This is a genomic window from Pseudomonas sp. BP8 (assembly GCF_017875955.1).
Taxonomy (GTDB): Bacteria; Pseudomonadota; Gammaproteobacteria; order Pseudomonadales; family Pseudomonadaceae; genus Aquipseudomonas.
Genome location: NZ_JAGINK010000001.1, coordinates 2,678,047 through 2,693,094, shown reverse-complemented (window position 1 = coordinate 2,693,094; position 15,048 = coordinate 2,678,047). Strand labels below are relative to the sequence as shown.

Sequence of the window (15,048 nt, the reverse complement as noted above, 5' to 3'; positions counted from 1 at the left end):
TTGAATAGACGCCTTTGTTTTTGTTGTTCCATGGCACGCACTGAGTAACTCGGCAGAACTATCAGAAGACGCTCAGTTCTCCTTGCTCGGTGACTTCCACCTGGCCCCGCCTGACGATGTCCTCCAGTGCGTGGCCAACCTGCACTGAGTAAACGCCTGGCACCATTTGCCATTGCGCACCGTCCACGCTCCAGCGCGAGAAGGCCTTTCGGTCGAGTTGCAAGCGAACTTCGCCTACGGCTCCCGGTTGTAGATGGATGGCCTGGAATGCCTTGAGTGAAACCCGCAACGGCTCCCCTGGCGCCTGCGGCTCCTGAAGGTACAATTGCACCACCTCCTTACCGGCGCGCAGGGATACGTTGCGCAGCGTCACATCGACATGCACGACATCGTTGTCCACCCGCAGAGCGATACCGTCATATTCGAACCGCGCATAACCTTGCCCGTAGCCAAATCCGAATGCCGGGTGCTGGTCACGGGCGACAAAGTTGCGATAGCCCACCCACCACTGCTCGTGATAATGAAGATCACCTTGCGCATCCGGGGTTAGCGACCATACCGGATAATCGGTTTCATCCCGCGCAAGGGTCACCGGTAGCCGCCCTCCTGGCTCGCGATCGCCGGCCAGCACTGCGGCCAGCGCCGGGCCGAATTCCTGCCCCGGATACCAGGCGAGCAGTACCGCCGCAGCGTCCGTCAGGCACTGGGTGTCTACCGGATGAGCAACGTTCAGTACGACGATTGTGTTCTTGTTCACCTGGCAAACACGCTCAATCAGCTGCACCTGGGCTTCAGGCAGACAGGTGGTGCTGCGATCGACGCTTTCCAGGCCGGCATCGGCCGTTTCACCTACGATCAGCACCGCGGTATCGGCTTGGGCTGCAGCTTGTACGGCCTGCTCTAGCAAGTCGATACGCTCAGGCGGCCGGCAACCGAACCAAATGCCATGGGCCAGGCTGCGGCCGATACACATGTCGAACTCAAGGTTCACCTGCGCTCCGGCTTCCAGCCAACAGGCAGCGTGGCCATGAGGGGCCTGCATCAACTTGCCCATGATGTCGGCATCCACGCTCATGCCATCGAAGCTCAGCAGCAGCTCGCCATTGATCGCCAGCGAGGCCTGCCCCGTACCACCGAGGTAAAAGACATGGTCGCCTGTGCGCTCTGCGGTAAAGCCAGTGCGGACCTTCACCCACGCCTGGCCGTCGAGCGCAAGGAGGTTGCCCACACCCGGCATGTCCTTGAACCAGATCAGTGACGACGCACGCCGCACTTCCTGCACTGCAGCCGATTGCGTTCCGTCAGGCTCAAAGCGCACGAGCATACCTGGCTCGCCCGCTGGCGTTTTCAAGGGTAAGTCGGTCAACGGCGGAATGCGGTAGTCAGCGCTCACGCCCTGGGCGTGCAATACTGTAGCCCCGCCGCCCTGCAGGCGCTTGGTGATGGCCTCGGCCGGGGACAGCGCCTGACTCGATAACGCCACCTTGGCGAAGGTGCCGCCTTGGTAGCAGGGCACCTGGGCATTGGGCCCGATGATCGCTACGGTGGTGTCAGGCCGCACCGTCAAGGGCAGCAGGCTGCCCTCGTTGCGTAGCAACACCATACCGGCGGCTGCGGCCTCCTCCAGCACTTGCAGCCGGCGAACCTGAGCGCCTTCGTCCGCTGCATAGGGTGCTGGCCTGGAAACCCTCTGCCCCAGGCGCATCAGACGTGCGACCGCATCATCCAGGTGAGCCTGATCCGATGCCTGGTCGAGCAGCGTGCTCCCCATGTGGCGGGCAGGCCCAGGCATCTCAAGGTCAAGGCCGGCAGCCAGACTGGCAGGGCCATTCTGGGTGCCGAACCAATCGGACATGACCAGTCCATCCCACTTCAGTTCGTCCTTCAGCCAGCCCCGAATGACCGCACCCTGTTCAGCGCAGGCAACACCATTGACTCGATTGTAAGCCGTGAGCATGGCCCAGGCTCCGTGCGTGGCCGCATGCTCGAAGGGCCGGAAATACACCTCACGCAGGGTTGCCTCGTCCACCCGTGCATTCATGGTGCGGCGATCGGTTTCCGAGTCATTGCACACCAGGTGCTTGGCCACGGCGGCCACGCCCTTGCTCTGCACCCCCGAAATCCACGCACTGCCCAACTCGCAGATCAAGTGTGGGTCTTCACCGAACAGCTCGAATGCTCGCCCGGCAAGAGGACTACGCATCAGATTCAAATTGGGTGCAAGCATGGCTTGAACCCCCATACGAAGTGCCTCGTCGCCAATCACCTTGCCGACCCGACGCACCAGATCAGCGTCCCAACTCGCAGCGAGCGCCAACCCGCAGGGCGTAAGCAGTGCAATGTCGCGCTCATCCACGCGCCCGCCAGTCACCCCCATCGGCCCATCGGCCATTCGCAACGAAGCAAGGTCATACTGCGGTAGCGCCCAGGTTGACCACATGTCGCGCCCCGCGGTAAGCGTGGCCTTTTCGATCAGCGTCATGGATGCTTGCTTGCCAGCCATTTCATGCGCTCCGCGACAACGGCGCGACCGGAACAGTCAAAGCCTGCTCGGCCAGCAACTGCAGCGACGCCCCGACACTGGCATCCAGGCATTCCCCTTCCGCGTCGAACAACGAAACCCCGGCAGTGTTCAGCGTGACCCCCAAGGGCGTCGGCCAGCCACGCAATGCATGCACGATCGAGCGCAGCGCTGCAAGCGTGGTGTTGCACCCCTGCCAGCCTGCAGCTGTGACGATGCAGCCCACTGCGCGCCCATCCAGGTATACCCGTTCGTCAGCGCGCAGGTCCTCAAGCAAATCGATGGCATTCTTGACCAACCCAGAGACGCCACCGTGGTAGCCTGGTGTGGCCAAAATCACCCCATCGGCTTGGCGTACCGCCTCAACGAACGCGCGTTCCTCCTCCGTCCGTTCGGTGATTTCAGGGTTGAAGCTGGGCAGTGCCGATAGCTCAGCCCCCCCGAACAACAATGTCCGGGCGCCGCGCTTTCGGGCATGGGCCAGCGCACATTTGAGCGCTTTCTCGGTGCTGGAACCGGGGCGTGTAGTGCCACCGATGCCGACCAGCAAAGGCCGCCGATCCTGGCCGGCGACATGAGTGATTTGTGGGGCCATGGTCATCGTCTCCACAGGCTCATTGGAAGCGCGGCTTGACGTCGCGGGCAAACAGTTCAATCGACTGGCGCGTGTACTTCAGGCGCTCTTCGGTCAGCGGACCATTGGTGAAGCCCATCAACACGTTGCCAATGCCCAGATCGCGGTGCTTTTGCAGCTCGGCCGCTACGGTATCGGGGCTACCGTGCAGGCACCAAGTCTTGATCCATTCGGCGCTGAAGCAATCAGGGTGCGGGTGCAGTTCCACGCCACTGATTTTCTCCGCCCGCTTGTTGAAGGCATACTCACGGTCGATGGCAGTCTTGTAGGCCTTGAGAATCAACTGCAGCTCTTCCTCGGCCTGCTCGTCGGTTGGGGCGACATGCACGCATTGATAGGTGTGAGTGGTCCACGACAGGCAATGTTCGAGTACCTCAGGAGAGTGCCCTGCGGCCATCAGGGCATCGCGGTAACGGGTGAAATAACGCTGCAAGTGCTCGAACGGTTCGGCACTGGCCGGTACAGGCGGCGTGAATGCTGGAATGAACGCCGGCCAGCCATTCTGCGCAGCACGCTCCATGCTCGACTCGCGCAGTGCAACTGGCATGATGCGGTTGAACGGACGCTGATAGGCGGTGGGTACGATACGTTGAACCACTGCCCCTTTGTAATGGCCGGTTTCAAAAGTGATCGGCTCATCTTCGGTCTGCTTGTCCCACAATTGCATGACCAGATCGAGGTTTTCCTGGAGCAAAGCCGAGGCCTGTTTGTAGTTGACCCCGAATCCGATCATCTCTTCCGGCGTGGTGCCGCTGCCGATGCCTACCAGCAAGCGCCCCTCGGTCAACTGATCGAGCAAGTTGACGCGCTCAGCGAAGCGCACCGGATGATGCAAAGGTACCGTGGTCACCGACATACCGAAATGAATGCGTTTGAGCTGCCCTGCCAAATAAGCCGCGAACATGAACGGGTCGCTGGACATGGGCGCATACCCGGTGAAATGGTGATCCGGCATGAATACGGCATCGAACCCCAGGGCCTCGGCCTGACGCGCGTGGTCGACCAACGCGTCCATCACTGGCTTGTCTTGCTGAGCTGAGGTCGAGCGACCGACGAGGAAAACCGAAAAGCGCATGGCGTAACTCCTACATATAATGAGAACTATCCCTCGCCCTAGAACTGGTACACTAGTTCTAATTTTAAGGCGAGTAATCACCGATACCAACGCGCAGCGTCAGTTGCTGGCGTATTTCAGGAATGACCGATGGAAAAGAGCTTAGGGGGAGGCAATTCGCGATGGGGGCACATGGGCGTAATACTCTTGTTATTGTTTGATAAAACTCGATTTAGAATTCGTATTCTAATATTTTGTAAAATCTAGCATTGCGATCCCGTTCCGTCAACGACTGACTGGCGGCTGGGTTGCTTTTCTTTTTTCATAGTGATCGCAGGCAGACGAAGCCGCACCCTGTCCAACAAGAGGTTATTCATGCCCCGGCAAATTTCATCACGTACCCCCAAGCAAGACCGCAGCCGCGCCTCTCTGGAACGTTTGCTGACGGCCACACGCGAGATGCTCAGCGAAGGCACCTTCGAGGCGCTCACCATCGCCGGCATCAGCAAACGATCAGAAGTATCGGTAGGTTCAATCTATGCGCGATTCGGCGGCAAGGACGACTTGTTCCTTGCGGTAGTGAGGGATGTGCTGGGCGAACTGGACGCGGAATGGGAAAGCCTGGTCGACGAAACCAAGGCTCGAAAATTGCCGCTTGAGCGTCAGGTACCCGAGCTGATCGACACACTGGCCGAGTACCTCAAGCGCCATGCCAGCATCCTCAAGCCATTCATGACCAAGGCCAACGACCCGCAGGTGGCCACTTGCGGCAAAGCCTCGCACCTGAAAATGGCCATTTCGTTCCAGGGTTTATTGCTGGAGTCGCGCGAAACCATCCTGCACCCGGACCCGCAGCATGCCGTAAGCGCCTGCTTTTCCATTGCCTATGCAGCCCTCGCTCGTTTCCTGGGCCTTGGTTCTGCGGCGGATGCGGCTGGCGAAGGTGATTGGGCGCAACTCAAACAGGACCTGGGCATCATGTGCCTGGGTTTCTTGCACCACCACCCGGCGTAAGCGGGTGGCGGTCGCCATTCAAGCTGGCAGGATCGCCACGGCCCTGACGAAGCCTGCCGAAGCGTGCTTGATCTTGTAGGGAAAGCACGACACCCAGAAGCCACTAGCGGGCAGAAGCTCAAGGTTGCTGAGTTTTTCCATCTGGCCATAGCCAATGTCGCGCCCAGCCTTGTGACCTTCCCATATCAATGATGGGTCACCCGTCTGAGCGTAGCGCTCACGGGTGAATTTGAACGGCGCGTCCCAGCTCCAGGCATCAGTACCGACCACCTTCACCCCTTGCTCCAGTAGCCAAAGGGTTGCTTCACGACCCAATCCGCAGCCTTTGTCGATGTACCCGGGCTGACCGAAGCAGGCACCTGCGCTGGTGTTGACCAATACGATATCAAGTGGCTGCAGCACGTGATCGATGCGTCGAAGCTCATCGCGAATTTCCTGCGCATTGACCACATGGCCGTCTGGCAGGTGGCGAAAGTCGAGCTTTATTCCAGGTTGCAGGCACCAGTCCAACGGCAATTCATCGATCCCATAAGCAGGGCTACCGCCATCGGTGGTAGAAGCGTAGTGCCAGGGTGCATCCATGTGCGTGCCGCTATGGGTCGTGATCTGCAGGCGTTCGGCAGCCCAGGCTTCCTTGCCTGGCAATTGGTCGAGTTCCAGCCCTGGGAACATCGCAGCCATCTCCGCCCACCCTTGTTGGTGATCCATATAGTCGATACGTGGCAGCAATGGCGGTGGGTCTGAATAGGCATTGTTCTCCAGGGTGACGGAGAGATCGATCAGGCGGCGGTTTTTGACGTTCATGCATCAGGCTCCAGATGATCCGCTATAGAGGCGACGATGCGCTGTTCGATGCAACCGAACAGAGGCTTGTCGTCCAGAGTTCGAGCCTCCATGCGCACCAGGTCATTGAATTTCAGATAAGGGGTCAGCGGTTGACCATGGCTAATCATTTCCAGGGCCCGCTGTTCGGAAAGGCAACTCACTCCTGCCGCCAGGTCTGTATTGGAGACGGTACCTGAGCCCAGCAAGGTCCCCGCCCCCAAGCGACGCGTCAGTGCGGCATGAGCAATCAGCTGCGCGAAGCAGAAGTGCATTTCGCCGCCGTATGGGCAACCAACCTGCTGGCCATTGAGTTGCACCTGCAGGCGAAGATGCACCCGCCCTTCTCGCCAGGCATCGCCCAGCTCGTCCGGCGTGACCGCCACAGGAGCAAAGCTCGACGCGGGCTTGGCCTGGATGAAACCAAAGCCGGTTTGCATTTCACGTGGGGCCAAGGCTCGCAGACTGACATCGTTGAGCTGCAGCAAAAGCTTTATGTGTCCGGCCGCCTTCTCAACCGTACAGCCCATGGGTACGTCATCCACCAGCACGGCAAACTCACCCTCGAAGTCGATCCCTTGTTCAGGGGACGGCAACATGATCGGCTGGTGCGGGCCTAGCAAATCGTCCGAAGCGCCTTGATACATCAGCGGCGTAGTTTCCACCCCAGGAATTGGCTGCAGCCCGAATGCCCGCTGCATCCGCTCGCCATGGGCTAGAAAAGCAGAGGCATCGAGCCATTGATACGCCCTGGGCAAAGGGGCGGCGGCGGCCTTGGGGTCGAAGTCAAACGCATGCGGCAATGCCCGGTCATTAAGTTGCTGGTAAAGCGCCTGAAGCGGCGCGTGCACCTCGGCCCAACGCTCAATGGCGTCCTGAAGGTGAGTGGCCACCGCCGTGGCATCGACGGCGCGAGTCAGGTCCCGCGACACCACCACCAAGCGGCCGTCACGCGTGTGGTCATGCAAAGTTGCCAATTTCATGGGTTGCAACTCCCGGGCGGGCGTGACCAAGTCGGCAGCCCGCCTGATAAAGGTTTGAGGAAGAAGGTCACAGCAAGAGCAGCTTCCCCTCCTCGTCGACGAAGAATGGCAGGGCTGCAAGGCACTGCCCGAGGCAGGGGCCCAGCACACAGCGCCCGGTTTCGATCTCGAACTGCGCGCCATGGGCAAAGCAGATGATGCGGTCACGCGCCGCATTAAGGTAGGCATCCTTGCGCCACGCCAGCGGCGTGTCGTGATGTGGGCAGGCATTACGATAGACATGCACCTGCCCCCCTCGACGTACCACCAGCACGCTGTCTTGCCCGCAATGGTGTGGATCGAAACCGCACGACTGGCCGTCGGGCAACTCATCGATATGGCACAGCGTCACGGGCGTGTGCCGAATCAGGGACGTGCCTCTGGGCCGGGCGGACCGCCCGGGGCCCATTTCTCGCGGTAGGCAAACAGAAAGTACTGTGAATTATCCGCGCCGGGTTCGGCGACGCGCGGCAGCCAACTGGCGTCATGCAGGTCCATGTCGGCATCGTATTCGACATGGCAACCCAACGGACTATTGAAGTACCAGAACCAGTTCGAACCCAGTTGGTGACGCCCGGGCCCCCAGAACGACTGGTAGCCCTTCTCGACCATGCGCGTGCCGGCCATCATTACCTCGGTCGGCCCGCCCATGTGGAACGTGAAGTGTTCGATACCCTTCATGAACGGCGGTGTCTGGATCAGGAACAGCGTGTGATGATCCTGGGTCCCGGCCGGACGCAGGAACGGCCCCACATGGGCAAACCGATCAGTGCAGACGAACCCAAGGCGTGCGTAGAATGCCTCGGCCTTGGCGAAGTCCGGCACAAAATACACTACATGCGAAAGGCTACGTGGCAAGGCCGGCAAGTCTGGGCTCACGCCCAACTGGTTGACACCGCGTGCCACTGCGGCGCCAGGGGCGTTGACCAGCTCGCCGGGCAGCAACAGTGGCCGCCGGCAACTGATCTGAAAGCCCAGCGCGAAGCCCATGTCATCGACACAGCGCAGAACGCCATCGCTACCGCGCAGTACCTCGCGATCCTTTTTCAGCTCCGTTTCCAGCGCCTGCAAAGTCACCTCATCGGCGACACCGTAGACGGTTTCGCGCAGTTGCGAAGCAGTCCCCATGGGGGCCGGCAAACGAGGGTCGTCAGCCTTGCACAGTTGCACTCCAGTGCCATCGAGCGCTTCGAAGTAGCCATCGGCGACAGGCTTGAGCCCATAATCGATCAAATACTGGCTGCACGCGGGCAGGTCTTCGACACCGAAGACCAGGTAATCAGGTCCGATAATGTTCATTTGTTATTCTCGCTAGGTGGTGAGGGTGTCAGGCGGTACGGCCGCCCAGTACTTCGGCAACCCAGTCGGCGATGAACTGGCCGGCATTGGCGCTATTGTCGAAGCTTGAGTGCTGCACTCCACCCTCACGCTCGGTGAAGATTTTCAACTCGCGCCGCGGGCTGTTGACCAGTTGGTCATAAGTGCGTTGTGCCCATTTCAGCGGGATCTGCGAGTCTTTCTCGCCATGGGTGACCAGGAACGGTACCTTGATGCGGTCCAGCACTCCGTCCAGGTGCACGTTCTGGGCAATGCTCATGAAGTGGTCAATATCACTGGCCCCCCATACCCAGCACACATGGGCCCAATAGTGTGGCACCGGGAAATCGCCCTCTTTTTCCAGGCGCCGTTGCTGCACATCGCGCCAGTCGTGGTTTGCCCCCCAAACCACGCCACAGGCGAAGCGAGGCTCGAAAGCCACTGCGCGCGGGCAGTAGTAGCCACCCAGCGATACACCCTCCATGCCGATGCGGCGTGGGTCAACATCGGCACGGGTTTCCAGGTAATCCACAACACGGCTGGCCCAATGCTCACTGTCGTAGCGTGCGATCAGCCCTTGCAGGCGCAAGGCTTCACCAGTGCCGGGCTGGTCGATGATCAGCGATGAAACACCGCGCTTCGCCAGCCAGGCGGGCAGGCCGACGCGATACTTCATTTCCTTGGTCGAGTCCAGGCCGTTGACTTGCACCAGGATGGGCGCAGGCCCCTGCACGCCTTCGGCCTGGACGAACAGCCCGCTCAAATGGGTGTTCTCGTAGGGAATTTCCACGCGCTGGCAGTTTTCCCGGGCCAACGCCACTCCACGGCCGAAGGTGTCGAGAAAACGCTGATACAGCGCTTCGCGCCCTGGCGCGCCATGGGCCTGCAACCGCTCACAGGTCAAGTAGTAGATGGCCGCACGGTTGTACTTTTCACCCGCCGAGAGCAGACGGCCACGGCTCTCGTCCTCATCGGCCAGGCTGCACAGTTTGTCGGCCATCCGCGCCCAGGTCTCTCGAAAAGCCTGGCTGCCAGCAGCATCGCTCTGGCCCGCAGCCTCTTTCAACGGGCCGCACATTTCTTCGATTTCACCGATTCTGGCGCCCATCTCGATCGCCAGGTCGACCGACAGGTTCCAGGCATAGTTGTTGGGGAAGTAGCGGAACATGGGTAATCCTATTTTTATTTGCACGCGAAAAAGCAAAAGCCGAAGCTGGAATTTATAGAACTAATATTCTAGTTCGTCAACTTTCGCAAAAGGCTGCCTTGCATGAGCAGCCATCAATCAGCGAGCGTTGCTCGACGGGTAACGATCGGGATAGATAGTCGACGTTCGTTCGCTGGCACTGCGCTCGGGGTATGGCAGCATCTGAGCATTCCACTGCGCCCACTGCGATTTCAGTCGCTCGAACGTTTGGGGATGGAGTGCCTTGAGGTCAGCCCGCTCACGTGGGTCGTTCTGGACATTGAACAGATGCTCGGCGTTACCCATCTTGAGGTATTTCCACGGCCCTTCTCGCACCGCGGCCTGCTGGTGCGCTCGCATACGCCAGAATAAAGTACGCTCGACGTCAGAAGCGCGTCCGGACCACTGCGCCAGAAGGTTCAGGCCATCGGTCTGGCGCGGCGCCGGAGCATGCGCAGCGGCCAGGAAGGTCGGCACGGTGTCCATGGAAACAAGCACCTGATCAGACTGCCTGCCGGCAGGGATGCGGCCTGGCCAACGGGCGATGAACGGTACCCGGATGCCCCCTTCGAGCAACTCGCCTTTATAGCCGACCATTGGCCAGGTATTGGAGTAGCGCTCACCCCCGTTGTCGCTGGTGAACACCACCAGCGTGTTGCTGCTCATACCCTGCTCGTCCAACGCTTTGAGCACCCTGCCGATGTTGGCATCCATGCTTTGCATCATGTGTGCATACGTGCTCAGCGACCCCCCAGTAAGATCGTTCATCCTGCCCAACTGACGGGAATGCGCTGCATCCTCCGGCCCTTCCCAAGGCCAATGCGGGGCATTGAAGTGCAAGCTGAGAAACAGGGGTTTGTCACCGCCAGCGCGTATCTGCCGTATGGCTTCGTCCGCCAGAATATCGGTGAGGTAGCCCTCGCGCTTGACTGGTTTATCACCCTCATGCAGCCCAGCTGCAGGATCAGCACGCTTCTGTGGCGAGGTGCTGTGGCTGAAATAGTCGGCAGCCCCACCCGCAACGCCGAAGAAGGAGTCATAGCCGTAATGCAGCGGGCTGAACTCGGGGACTTTGGCTACGTGCCATTTGCCCACGAACGCCGTCCGATAGCCACCGGCCTTCAGCATCGACGCCACCGTTGGGGTATTGGCTGGCAATTCCTGGCCTGGTGGAAAGCTGATGTTGGGCTCGTTCAGGCCAGCAGCGAAACGGCCTTGGTACCGGCCGGTGATCAATGCCGCCCGGGTCGGTGAACAAATGGGTGCATTGGCGTAGGCCTGGTTGAATTTCATGCCCTCGCTGGCAAGGCGGTCGAGCACCGGAGTGGTATAGCCTTGGGCGCCATAGCAGGACAGGTCGGCATAACCCATGTCGTCAGCCATGATGAACAGGATGTTCGGCCGCGCTTCGCCTGGTCCGCCGTCAGGCTGGGCCGCGACCGCGCTGCCAATGGCCAACGCCAGAGCGCTGACAATAATCGTTTGCTTGAATTTGCTCACGTTGGATCACTCTCGCTCTGGGCAGGATGGTCAGCCTTGGCACGGGTCCGCTTTCACAGCCGGTCGAGGCCCTCGTGGAATAGCAGGGCCCTGCGGGCGCTGGATGAACGGCGTCTCGCGCACCTCACCATTCTGTAACGGTGTCACTTGTTCGATCTGCCGATGCAGCGAGGCCACTACGTCACGGTAGGCGGGGTCACGCACCAGGTTCTTGCTCTCAGGGTCTGGCAGGCTGTAGTCATACAGTTCGACCCCCAGCAAGCCCAGGCCGAAGGCATTGCCCCACTCGGTATAGCGATAGCGCTCTGTACGCACGCTACGGCCACCGAAAATTTGGCTGAACGCAGGTTTTTGCCAGCTTGCAGCGTGCGGGTCCTGCATCAATGGCACCAAGCTTGTGCCTTGGTTGGCGCTGTTTTGCGCCATACCTGCCAATTCGAGCACGGTGGGATAGACATCGAGCAGTTCTACAGGTTTGTCCACCACTTTGGCCTGCAAACGGAACTGCGGCGCGGAGATCACCAAGGGCACGTTGACTGCGCCTTCGAACAAGGTGGTTTTCTCCCAGAGCCCATGCTGGCCGAGCATGAAGCCGTGGTCTGCGGTGAAAACGATCATTGTGTTGTCGTAGGCGCCCGTCTTTTTCAGCCCCTCCACCAGGCGGCCAAGCTGCGCATCCATATAACTGACGGCAGCGTAGTAAGCTCTGAGGAACTCGCGACGGTGTTCAGGCAGTGTACCCATGTCGGCGACCACCGAGTTTTTTGCAGCGAACAGCAGATCGTCGAATGGCTGGCCGGTTCGTAACTGCTTCTCGATGCGCTCGAGCACCTTGTCGCTGTACAAATCGAAATACCTGGCTGGCACCACCTCCGGCACATGGGGGCGATAGAACCCTACCGCGAGGAACAGCGGATCGTCCTTGTTTTGATTTTCAGCCAATACAGACAACGCATCGTTGACCGATACCCCATCGGTCAGTTCATCATCCCGAACATCGGCCTTGAGATAGGCCATCGCCATGCCTAATCCTTCACCAGGGGTGTGGTTCACGATCTGGCCGGCCAGCGCATGATCCTTCCCTAGGGGGTTGAAGGTGCGGCTCCAGGAAGCGGCGTCGTCCGGCCCCGGCTTGCCCATACCGGTCGGCACATTCTGGTGGTAGAGCTTGCCGATGCGCACACTGTCGTAGCCTTGATTCTTGAAGTGCTGCGGCAAGGTCACCACGTCCGGCAAGGTGCAGCGGAAACGCTCGAAGTTCTGCTGATGACCTATGCTGTTAGGGCGCATCCCCGTCAGGAACGAGGCGCGAGACTGGCCACACACCGGGTATTGGGTGTAAGTACGCTCGAACGACACGCCTTGCGCACGCAATGCATCAAGGTTAGGCGTTTTCACCCCCGGCATATGCGCAGCCAGATCGTCGACCACCACGAACAGCACATTGGGCGCAGCCGCATGTGCTTGCCCGCCCAGCGACAAACCGATAGCCGTGGCGACAGCGAGCGCCAATTTCTGGAAACGGCGCCCGTCTCCCAGGTTAGACTTCAACATTGCGCAATTCTCCAGGCTGATTGAACGCACGGCACGTCAGTAACGTCCCAGTTCCTGGCCGATTTTCACCGGCCCATCGAAGTGGCGGGAGATACCCTTGCTGTATCGGCTGGTATCGGCCCCCTCCTCCAGCGGCGGTACGAAATGCGTCAGGACCACTTCCTTGATCTGGGCCTGGTTGGCCAGTTGGCCAATGAAATCCGGCGCAAGATGGTTGTGCTCGAGGTTGTCGACGATTTTGTCGAGCATCCCCGCCGGCGCATCTTTCATATGGGTGCGCAGTTTCTTATCGATCGACGGCATGTCGATGACCTCGCTGACCAGCACATCGGCCCCCTTGCTCAACTTGAGCAGGTTCTCGGTCTTGCCGCTGTCGCCGGTGTAGACGAAGCTGCGCCCATGTTGCACATCTGCCCGGTAGGCAACTGCGTCCGGATGGCCTTCAATGGCGATACTTGGCGCAACCTGATAATGATCAACACTGATGGCAGAAATGCTCACCGTAGCGTCCTTGTAAATGGCCTGCGGTGAATCGATACGGTCATCGAGTTCGGTGACGTTCACCAACGCGGCCAAGTCCCCGTTGCCTTTGCCTGACACCGGGAAAGACGCCTGCAGTGTCGGTGCATTGGCTTTGATCAGGCCATCGACCAGCACCTTGGTGCCAGGCGGGCCATAGATTTGCACAGGCTGCGGTCCGCCAAACAGCCATTTGGAAACGAGGAAGAAACCAAGGTCAGCATTGTGGTCGGGGTGGTGATGCGTCAAAAACAAGGCCTTGACCTTGTTCAGCCCCAAGCCTGCCTTGGCAAGCTGGCGAACGCCGCCATATCCCATGTCGAATACATACACCGCATCCCCTGCCACCAGTGCATGGATCGACTGTGCGGCATTGCCCTGGATGATCGGCCCACCAGCGACGCCCAAGGTGGTCCAGTACGGCTGGGTTGGTTTATCTGTTTCGGCAGCCATGGCCAGTAGCGGCGCGAGCAGTGCACCACACAGTGCGGTCTTGAAGGCAGTTGCTTTGTTCATATGCGGATTCCGTCAGTTTTTCCAGGGACTCAGAACGAGAAGTTGAAGCTGCTTTGGTAGATCAATGCGTCATCGCTGATCGGGGCGAACGTCGGCCCCTGCTGGTAGGTCAACGCGTTGACCCAATAGATGCCGCGTGCCAGGCGCGCTGCATAGGACAACGATACGCCGGTGGCCATGTGCTCGGTTTCCTGACCGCGTGCCTGACGTTGCTCGCGTGCATAGCGGCTGTAGAAACTGCGCGACAGGCCCACGGCCGCCATATCCCGCGGACGGGAATCGAACGGTCCGATATAGAACGCGGTCATTTGCACATCGCCGGTGTACTGGTTGCGATCGGGCGGTGCGTAGTTGAGCTTGGCATCCACGTACAACCCGCGCCGCCCGGATCCCTCGGGCTGGGACAGCTGCTGGGTATAAGCCAGGTAGCCGCCGTAGTTGTCATCGGAATACCCGCCATTTTTGAAGTCCTGATAATGCGAGGTGTTGTAGATCACGCCACCTCGCACCCACAGTGCCCGCTGGCCATTGTCCCCGGCTGCGCGCTTGTAACCGAACTCGTCCACTATCAGCGGGTTGGAGCCTTTGACCTTGATGTCGAAGCCCGTCGGATTCTCGTCCAGATCGTACTGGAAACGGTTGGGGCTGCCGCTGCGTGCAATACTGGTCTGGTTGTACCAACGCAGGCTCTTGTCTTTGATGTTGACGGTAAATGCCGGGCTGGGAGAGAACAGGGTCAGCCCCAGCGTGGCTGGAATGACACTGTTGGGCCCGCGGGCAGCAGAGTTGGCGTTGCCGCCTAGTACCATGCCGTAATACTCGCGGATCAGCGTGTAGTAGCCGTATTGCAACGTCAGGCGTTTGTCAAAGAACCGCTGGTTGATGGCGAAGGTCTGCATGGTGGTATCGAAACTGGGGGTGCCCGAACGGTAACTGCCGCCGCTGTAAGTGAAGCCGGCAATGAACTGTGCATCACCGCCAAAGCCGACACGGGTCAAGTCATACGTGAGCTTGAAATTGAAACCCAAACGATAGGTCGGATTCTGCCCGTTATACAGCTGCTCTTTGGCATTGTGCCCCAGCACATCGTAGGCATAACTTGGGTTTATATTGCCGACGAACCCCATGCCATGATCGGCAAGCACGTCGCGAAGGCCACCCAAGCTCGGGAAGAGCGTCTGGCACGGATCGGCATCACGTGCTACCGAGTCAGTCCGGGGGGAGTAGCGCATGTAGCGCTTGCAACCCTGGGGTTCGCTAGCGGTCGGATTGATCAATTGCTCAGCGCCTTCGATCTTGAGATCTTCGACATCTTGAGCATAGCCAAGGCCTACATTCGACAGGCAGCACATGGCCACCACTGTCCGCAAGGAAGTGCGCATGAAATTA

13 protein-coding genes are annotated in these 15,048 nt (G+C 59.7%); 1 reads left to right on the top strand and 12 read right to left on the bottom strand.

Annotation, left to right across the window (positions count from 1 at the left end):
• Window positions 1-61 precede the first annotated feature (61 nt).
• Genes J3B00_RS11770 through J3B00_RS11760 form a run of 3 tightly spaced genes read right to left on the bottom strand, consistent with a single transcriptional unit; the run spans window position 62 to window position 4,230 of the window.
• Complete coding sequence (locus J3B00_RS11770) at window positions 62-2,482, bottom strand: glycoside hydrolase family 3 C-terminal domain-containing protein (protein WP_209867668.1); 2,421 nt, start codon at window positions 2,480-2,482, stop codon at window positions 62-64.
• A gap of 22 nt (window positions 2,483-2,504) precedes the next feature.
• Window positions 2,505-3,116 carry an NADPH-dependent FMN reductase gene (locus J3B00_RS11765; RefSeq protein WP_209867667.1) on the bottom strand — a complete coding sequence of 204 codons (612 nt, stop codon included), beginning with the start codon at window positions 3,114-3,116 and terminating at the stop codon, window positions 2,505-2,507.
• Between the two features lie 19 nt (window positions 3,117-3,135).
• Window positions 3,136-4,230 (bottom strand): LLM class flavin-dependent oxidoreductase, encoded by a 1,095-nt coding sequence (locus J3B00_RS11760; protein ID WP_209867666.1) that lies wholly within the window; start codon window positions 4,228-4,230, stop codon window positions 3,136-3,138.
• Between the two features lie 354 nt (window positions 4,231-4,584).
• On the opposite strand from J3B00_RS11760, the gene J3B00_RS11755 reads away from it, so the two are divergent.
• Entirely contained in the window at window positions 4,585-5,223 is a 639-nt protein-coding gene (locus J3B00_RS11755; protein WP_209867665.1) for a TetR/AcrR family transcriptional regulator, read from the top strand.
• Between the two features lie 18 nt (window positions 5,224-5,241).
• Here the strand turns inward: J3B00_RS11755 and J3B00_RS11750 are convergent, their stop codons facing one another.
• The 9 genes from J3B00_RS11750 to J3B00_RS11710 form a co-directional block, all read right to left on the bottom strand.
• Complete coding sequence (locus J3B00_RS11750) at window positions 5,242-6,027, bottom strand: cyclase family protein (protein ID WP_209867664.1); 786 nt, start codon at window positions 6,025-6,027, stop codon at window positions 5,242-5,244.
• Window positions 6,024-7,028 carry a fumarylacetoacetate hydrolase family protein gene (locus J3B00_RS11745; RefSeq protein ID WP_209874795.1) on the bottom strand — a complete coding sequence of 335 codons (1,005 nt, stop codon included), beginning with the start codon at window positions 7,026-7,028 and terminating at the stop codon, window positions 6,024-6,026. The genes J3B00_RS11750 and J3B00_RS11745 overlap by 4 nt, the downstream gene beginning before the upstream one ends.
• 67 nt (window positions 7,029-7,095) lie before the next feature.
• Window positions 7,096-7,419, bottom strand: a complete 324-nt coding sequence (locus tag J3B00_RS11740; protein ID WP_348635943.1) for a Rieske (2Fe-2S) protein — start codon at window positions 7,417-7,419, stop codon at window positions 7,096-7,098.
• Between the two features lie 14 nt (window positions 7,420-7,433).
• A complete protein-coding gene (locus J3B00_RS11735; RefSeq protein WP_209867662.1) occupies window positions 7,434-8,366 on the bottom strand; it encodes a VOC family protein in 933 nt (310 codons plus the stop codon).
• Between the two features lie 28 nt (window positions 8,367-8,394).
• On the bottom strand, window positions 8,395-9,552 hold the full coding sequence (locus J3B00_RS11730; RefSeq protein ID WP_209867661.1) for a prolyl oligopeptidase family serine peptidase: 1,158 nt from the start codon (window positions 9,550-9,552) through the stop codon (window positions 8,395-8,397).
• Window positions 9,553-9,669: 117 nt separating this feature from the next.
• Window positions 9,670-11,070 (bottom strand): sulfatase-like hydrolase/transferase, encoded by a 1,401-nt coding sequence (locus J3B00_RS11725; RefSeq protein WP_209867660.1) that lies wholly within the window; start codon window positions 11,068-11,070, stop codon window positions 9,670-9,672.
• Between the two features lie 30 nt (window positions 11,071-11,100).
• On the bottom strand, window positions 11,101-12,624 hold the full coding sequence (locus J3B00_RS11720; RefSeq protein WP_209867659.1) for a sulfatase: 1,524 nt from the start codon (window positions 12,622-12,624) through the stop codon (window positions 11,101-11,103).
• Between the two features lie 36 nt (window positions 12,625-12,660).
• The gene (locus J3B00_RS11715) at window positions 12,661-13,659 is read right to left on the bottom strand and encodes an MBL fold metallo-hydrolase (RefSeq protein ID WP_209867658.1); all 999 of its coding nucleotides are present in this window, start codon (window positions 13,657-13,659) and stop codon (window positions 12,661-12,663) included.
• A 29-nt stretch (window positions 13,660-13,688) separates the two neighbouring features.
• Complete coding sequence (locus tag J3B00_RS11710) at window positions 13,689-15,041, bottom strand: carbohydrate porin (protein ID WP_209867657.1); 1,353 nt, start codon at window positions 15,039-15,041, stop codon at window positions 13,689-13,691.
• Between the last annotated feature and the right edge of the window lie 7 nt (window positions 15,042-15,048).

Coding starts and splice junctions, on each gene's coding strand:
- J3B00_RS11770 (WP_209867668.1), bottom strand. CDS start 2,482: ATGACGCTGATCGAAAAGGCCACGCTTACCGCGGGGCGCGACATGTGG.
- J3B00_RS11765 (WP_209867667.1), bottom strand. CDS start 3,116: ATGGCCCCACAAATCACTCATGTCGCCGGCCAGGATCGGCGGCCTTTG.
- J3B00_RS11760 (WP_209867666.1), bottom strand. CDS start 4,230: ATGCGCTTTTCGGTTTTCCTCGTCGGTCGCTCGACCTCAGCTCAGCAA.
- J3B00_RS11755 (WP_209867665.1), top strand. CDS start 4,585: ATGCCCCGGCAAATTTCATCACGTACCCCCAAGCAAGACCGCAGCCGC.
- J3B00_RS11750 (WP_209867664.1), bottom strand. CDS start 6,027: ATGAACGTCAAAAACCGCCGCCTGATCGATCTCTCCGTCACCCTGGAG.
- J3B00_RS11745 (WP_209874795.1), bottom strand. CDS start 7,028: ATGAAATTGGCAACTTTGCATGACCACACGCGTGACGGCCGCTTGGTG.
- J3B00_RS11735 (WP_209867662.1), bottom strand. CDS start 8,366: ATGAACATTATCGGACCTGATTACCTGGTCTTCGGTGTCGAAGACCTG.
- J3B00_RS11730 (WP_209867661.1), bottom strand. CDS start 9,552: ATGTTCCGCTACTTCCCCAACAACTATGCCTGGAACCTGTCGGTCGAC.
- J3B00_RS11720 (WP_209867659.1), bottom strand. CDS start 12,624: ATGTTGAAGTCTAACCTGGGAGACGGGCGCCGTTTCCAGAAATTGGCG.
- J3B00_RS11715 (WP_209867658.1), bottom strand. CDS start 13,659: ATGAACAAAGCAACTGCCTTCAAGACCGCACTGTGTGGTGCACTGCTC.
- J3B00_RS11710 (WP_209867657.1), bottom strand. CDS start 15,041: ATGCGCACTTCCTTGCGGACAGTGGTGGCCATGTGCTGCCTGTCGAAT.